Annotated in this window: 2 tRNA genes and 3 rRNA genes; all 5 read left to right on the top strand. The window is 53.1% G+C overall.

The window, feature by feature from the left end:
• Nucleotides 1-398: 398 nt before the first annotated feature.
• The 5 genes from ABWV42_RS19655 (at nt 399) to rrf (ending at nt 5,708) form a co-directional block, all read left to right on the top strand.
• A 16S ribosomal RNA gene (locus ABWV42_RS19655) occupies nt 399-1,862 on the top strand.
• Nucleotides 1,863-2,012: 150 nt separating this feature from the next.
• Nucleotides 2,013-2,088: transfer RNA gene (locus ABWV42_RS19650), tRNA-Ala, on the top strand.
• A 21-nt stretch (nt 2,089-2,109) separates the two neighbouring features.
• Nucleotides 2,110-2,186: transfer RNA gene (locus tag ABWV42_RS19645), tRNA-Ile, on the top strand.
• Between the two features lie 487 nt (nt 2,187-2,673).
• Nucleotides 2,674-5,504: ribosomal RNA gene (locus ABWV42_RS19640) — 23S ribosomal RNA — on the top strand.
• 89 nt (nt 5,505-5,593) lie between these two features.
• Nucleotides 5,594-5,708 (top strand): 5S ribosomal RNA (gene rrf, locus ABWV42_RS19635).
• The 16S, 23S and 5S rRNA genes sit together here with 2 tRNA genes alongside, the layout of an rRNA operon.
• Nucleotides 5,709-5,881: the final 173 nt, after the last annotated feature.

The raw sequence follows: 5,881 nt of genomic DNA, 5'->3' as shown, positions 1-5,881 counted from the left end.
GCTGAGGCGCTGACGGGACGCCAGAGGGGCTGACGGAGCGGTGCTTCGGAGGGACTGAAGGCAAGGATTTTGAGGCAGCTTGGACAGGTTGCGCCAAAGGAAAAGGGCGCATCCGGTTGATTTTGTCTCTGGGGTTTTTGGCTCCGACGTTATTTGACATTGATAGAACACTGAAGAGATATGTGGGCGGTTTGGTTCATTTCGATGAACAAACAACTGCGCATATTGATCGCATCGGTAGAGACGCAAGTTTCGATGACCGATGTCAGCTTCACTGTTTGGCGTGGTTTTCGGTACCTTTGGTACTGAAGCACAACAAACAGTATGTTCAGGGTCTAGCCGACCCTGACAGTATGTGCAGAGGTTCGAACGTCAAGGATAAGCTGGTAACAGCTTTTCAACTTGAGAGTTTGATCCTGGCTCAGAACGAACGCTGGCGGCAGGCCTAACACATGCAAGTCGAGCGCGCCCTTCGGGGTGAGCGGCGGACGGGTTAGTAACGCGTGGGAACGTGCCCAGATCTAAGGAATAGCCACTGGAAACGGTGAGTAATACCTTATACGCCCTTCGGGGGAAAGATTTATCGGATTTGGATCGGCCCGCGTTAGATTAGGTAGTTGGTGGGGTAATGGCCTACCAAGCCTACGATCTATAGCTGGTTTTAGAGGATGATCAGCAACACTGGGACTGAGACACGGCCCAGACTCCTACGGGAGGCAGCAGTGGGGAATCTTGGACAATGGGCGCAAGCCTGATCCAGCCATGCCGCGTGAGTGATGAAGGCCCTAGGGTCGTAAAGCTCTTTCGCCTGTGATGATAATGACAGTAGCAGGTAAAGAAACCCCGGCTAACTCCGTGCCAGCAGCCGCGGTAATACGGAGGGGGTTAGCGTTGTTCGGAATTACTGGGCGTAAAGCGCGCGTAGGCGGACTATTAAGTCAGAGGTGAAATCCCGGGGCTCAACCCCGGAACTGCCTTTGATACTGGTAGTCTAGAGTTCGAGAGAGGTGAGTGGAATTCCGAGTGTAGAGGTGAAATTCGTAGATATTCGGAGGAACACCAGTGGCGAAGGCGGCTCACTGGCTCGATACTGACGCTGAGGTGCGAAAGTGTGGGGAGCAAACAGGATTAGATACCCTGGTAGTCCACACCGTAAACGATGAATGCCAGTCGTCGGATAGCATGCTATTCGGTGACACACCTAACGGATTAAGCATTCCGCCTGGGGAGTACGGTCGCAAGATTAAAACTCAAAGGAATTGACGGGGGCCCGCACAAGCGGTGGAGCATGTGGTTTAATTCGAAGCAACGCGCAGAACCTTACCAACCCTTGACATCCTGTGCCACTTCCAGAGATGGAACGTTCCCTTCGGGGACGCAGTGACAGGTGCTGCATGGCTGTCGTCAGCTCGTGTCGTGAGATGTTCGGTTAAGTCCGGCAACGAGCGCAACCCACATCCTTAGTTGCCAGCAGTTCGGCTGGGCACTCTAGGGAAACTGCCCGTGATAAGCGGGAGGAAGGTGTGGATGACGTCAAGTCCTCATGGCCCTTACGGGTTGGGCTACACACGTGCTACAATGGCAGTGACAATGGGTTAATCCCTAAAAACTGTCTCAGTTCGGATTGGGGTCTGCAACTCGACCCCATGAAGTCGGAATCGCTAGTAATCGCGTAACAGCATGACGCGGTGAATACGTTCCCGGGCCTTGTACACACCGCCCGTCACACCATGGGAGTTGGTTCTACCCGACGGCCGTGCGCTAACCTTTCGAGGAGGCAGCGGACCACGGTAGGATCAGCGACTGGGGTGAAGTCGTAACAAGGTAGCCGTAGGGGAACCTGCGGCTGGATCACCTCCTTTCTAAGGATGCATCTAGAATTTGAGCTTGCTCAAATCGTGATGCACTTAGCATAAGATCGGTACCTTTGCCGATCACATCAATCGGACCAGGCCGTCCTCATATCTCTTCAGTTCGCGAGGCCTTCTGCAGGTGCAGGGGGTTGCTAGCACGGGGCCTTAGCTCAGCTGGGAGAGCGCCTGATTTGCATTCAGGAGGTCAGGAGTTCGATCCTCCTAGGCTCCACCACTGGCCCGGTCCAGATAGAATGGGTCGGTAGCTCAGGTGGTTAGAGCGCACGCCTGATAAGCGTGAGGTCGGAGGTTCAAGTCCTCCTCGACCCACCATTCCCCGATTAGATCGCTAAGCACTTTAGAGTGTTTAGCCGTCCAATCGGACTTTGACTTCTTCGGAAGTTTGACATCGTTAAGAGAGATACCGTTATTTTGAGAGCAATCTCAAAATAACAATCAACACTGTTTGATCACCTCGAGTAGGAGGTTGATCTCAGTTCGGTTCCACTTCGGTGGAAGGCTTTTGGAAGGTCCCTTTCCTCGGACCCCCTCAGGTATCCCGGCTGAAACGAACAGAGTTGTCCAAGTCAAGTACACTAACCCGAGCAACAGCGATGTTGCTCACAAGTTCCTTATCCTCTGCGTGGGGCCGACCGACATCGGCAGCGCGGGTTCCAGGGTAGGGAGCGGGAAAGTATGACTTTTGGTTCAGAAACAGGATCGCCATGCATGCCAGCTACGGTGATCACGAAGGATAAGATGCACTCAAGTAGCGCTCCGCGCGGTAGTGCAAATATCAAGTCTTTCTCTTTCTGGATCAAATCAAGCGCGAGAAGGGCGTTTGGTGGATGCCTTGGCAGTAAGAGGCGATGAAAGACGTGATACTCTGCGATAAGCCATGGGGAGCTGAGAATAAGCTTTGATCCATGGATCTCTGAATGGGGGAACCCACCTGAAAGTTCATTATAATTACCTTGGTAGTTTATAATGTTCTTAACCAGGTACTTTTGACCTGAATACATAGGGTCTTAAGAGCAAACCCGGGGAACTGAAACATCTAAGTACCCGGAGGAAAGGAAATCAATTGATACTCCCCTAGTAGCGGCGAGCGAACGGGGACCAGCCAAGCCGAGATTGTGACTAGAACATGTTGGGAAGCATGGCCATAGCGGGTGACAGCCCCGTATAGGAAGCATGATCGGATGTATTAAGTAGGGCGGGACACGTGAAATCCTGTCTGAAGATCGGAGGACCACCTTCGAAGGCTAAGTACTCCTTACTGACCGATAGCGAACCAGTACCGTGAGGGAAAGGTGAAAAGCACCCCGACGAGGGGAGTGAAACAGTACCTGAAACCGAACGCCTACAATCAGTTGGAGGCCCCTTGAGGGCTGACAGCGTACCTTTTGTATAATGGGTCATCGACTTGGTCTATCTAGCAAGCTTAAGCCGTTAGGTGTAGGCGCAGCGAAAGCGAGTCTTAATAGGGCGCATGAGTTAGATGGATCAGACCCGAAACCGAGTGATCTAGGCATGACCAGGCTGAAGGTAAGGTAACACTTACTGGAGGGCCGAACCCACACCTGTTGAAAAAGGTCGGGATGAGTTGTGCCTAGGGGTGAAAGGCCAATCAAACTCGGAGATAGCTGGTTCTCTGCGAAATCTATTTAGGTAGAGCGTCATCCGAATACCCCGGGGGGTAGAGCACTGGATGGGTAATGGGGCCCCACAGGCTTACTGATCCTAACCAAACTCCGAATACCCGGGAGTACTAGATGGCAGACACACTGCGGATGCTAACGTCCGTAGTGGAGAGGGAAACAACCCTGACCTACGACTAAGGCCCCTAATTCATGGCTAAGTGGGAAAGCAGGTGGGACGACCAAAACAACCAGGAGGTTGGCTTAGAAGCAGCCATCCTTTAAAGATAGCGTAACAGCTCACTGGTCTAAATAAGTTGTCCTGCGGCGAAGATGTAACGGGGCTCAAGCCATGAGCCGAAGTCTAGGATGCCGTAAGGCATGGTAGCAGAGCGTAGTGTGACATAGTTCCTATCCTCTTTAGCCTTCTTCGGAAGGTCATGGAGGATCAAGGAGCTTTCGATGAAGCCGGGGCGTGAGCCATCCGGTGGAGAGATCACTAGTGAGAATGATGACATGAGTAGCGACAAAGAGTGTGAGAGACACTCTCGCCGAAAGTCCAAGGGTTCCTGCTTAAAGCTAATCTGAGCAGGGTAAGCCGACCCCTAAGGCGAGGCCGAAAGGCGTAGTCGATGGGAACCAGGTTAATATTCCTGGGCCAGATGGAAGTGACGGATCATGAAGGTTGTTCACCCTTATCGGATTGGGTGGGCCGCTGATTGGTCCCTGGAAATAGCTCCATCATGAGATCGTACCCTAAACCGACACAGGTGGACTGGTAGAGCATACCAAGGCGCTTGAGAGAACGATGTTGAAGGAACTCGGCAAAATACCTCCGTAAGTTCGCGAGAAGGAGGCCCAGTTTCTACGCAAGTATTGGCTGGGGGCACAAACCAGGGGGTGGCGACTGTTTACTAAAAACACAGGGCTCTGCGAAGTCGCAAGACGACGTATAGGGTCTGACGCCTGCCCGGTGCCTGAAGGTTAAAAGGAGGGGTGAGAGCTCCGAATTGAAGCCCAGGTAAACGGCGGCCGTAACTATAACGGTCCTAAGGTAGCGAAATTCCTTGTCGGGTAAGTTCCGACCTGCACGAATGGCGTAACGACTTCCCCGCTGTCTCCAACATCGACTCAGCGAAATTGAATTGCCTGTCAAGATGCAGGCTTCCCGCGGTTAGACGGAAAGACCCCGTGCACCTTTACTACAGCTTCGCACTGGCATCAGGCACAACATGTGCAGGATAGGTGGTGGGCTTTGAAACCGGGACGCCAGTTCCGGTGGAGCCTCCCTTGAGATACCACCCTTGTTCTGCTTGATGTCTAACCGCGGTCCGTTATCCGGATCCGGGACCCTGCGTGGCGGGTAGTTTGACTGGGGCGGTCGCCTCCTAAAGCGTAACGGAGGCGCGCGAAGGTTGGCTCAGAGCGGTCGGAAATCGCTCGTTGAGTGCAATGGCAGAAGCCAGCCTGACTGCAAGACTGACAAGTCGAGCAGAGTCGAAAGACGGCCATAGTGATCCGGTGGTCCCGAGTGGAAGGGCCATCGCTCAACGGATAAAAGGTACGCCGGGGATAACAGGCTGATACTGCCCAAGAGTCCATATCGACGGCAGTGTTTGGCACCTCGATGTCGGCTCATCTCATCCTGGGGCTGGAGCAGGTCCCAAGGGTACGGCTGTTCGCCGTTTAAAGAGGTACGTGAGCTGGGTTTAGAACGTCGTGAGACAGTTCGGTCCCTATCTGCCGTGGGTGTAGGATACTTGAGAGGAGTTGCCCCTAGTACGAGAGGACCGGGGTGAACGATCCACTGGTGGACCTGTTGTTGCGCCAGCAGCAGTGCAGGGTAGCTATGATCGGACAGGATAACCGCTGAAGGCATCTAAGCGGGAAGCCCCCCTCAAAACAAGGTATCCCTGAGGGCCGTGGAAGACCACCACGTCGATAGGCCGGAGATGTAAGTGCAGTAATGCATTCAGTTGACCGGTACTAATGGCCCGATAGGCTTGATTTGATCCAGTAAAAGAAAGATTTTACTGCGAAATCAAAAGCATACACACAACACATGTGAAAGACTTGGACAGACCTGAGCTATTTACTCGGTTTGGTGATCATAGCGCGAGTGAAACACCCGGTCCCATCCCGAACCCGGCCGTTAAGCACCGTTGCGCCGATGGTACTGCATCTTAAGGTGTGGGAGAGTAGGTCATCGCCAAACCTAGTAAATAACTCAGGTCCGTATCTCTCTAAACGATAAAACCAATACCTTCAGAACAAGCAAACGTCCTGAAGGGCGACGGATCTCAAATCCATACCGGTCAGAGATCAAAAAAGGGCTCAAGTAGCGCTCCGCGCCGAAGCCCAACAAAAGTGTCGCGGGATGGAGCAGCC

This window comes from Pelagimonas sp. KU-00592-HH (assembly GCF_040369695.1).
In the GTDB taxonomy this organism is placed as follows: Bacteria; Pseudomonadota; Alphaproteobacteria; order Rhodobacterales; family Rhodobacteraceae; genus Shimia.
This window is presented reverse-complemented; position numbering and strand designations above follow the sequence as displayed.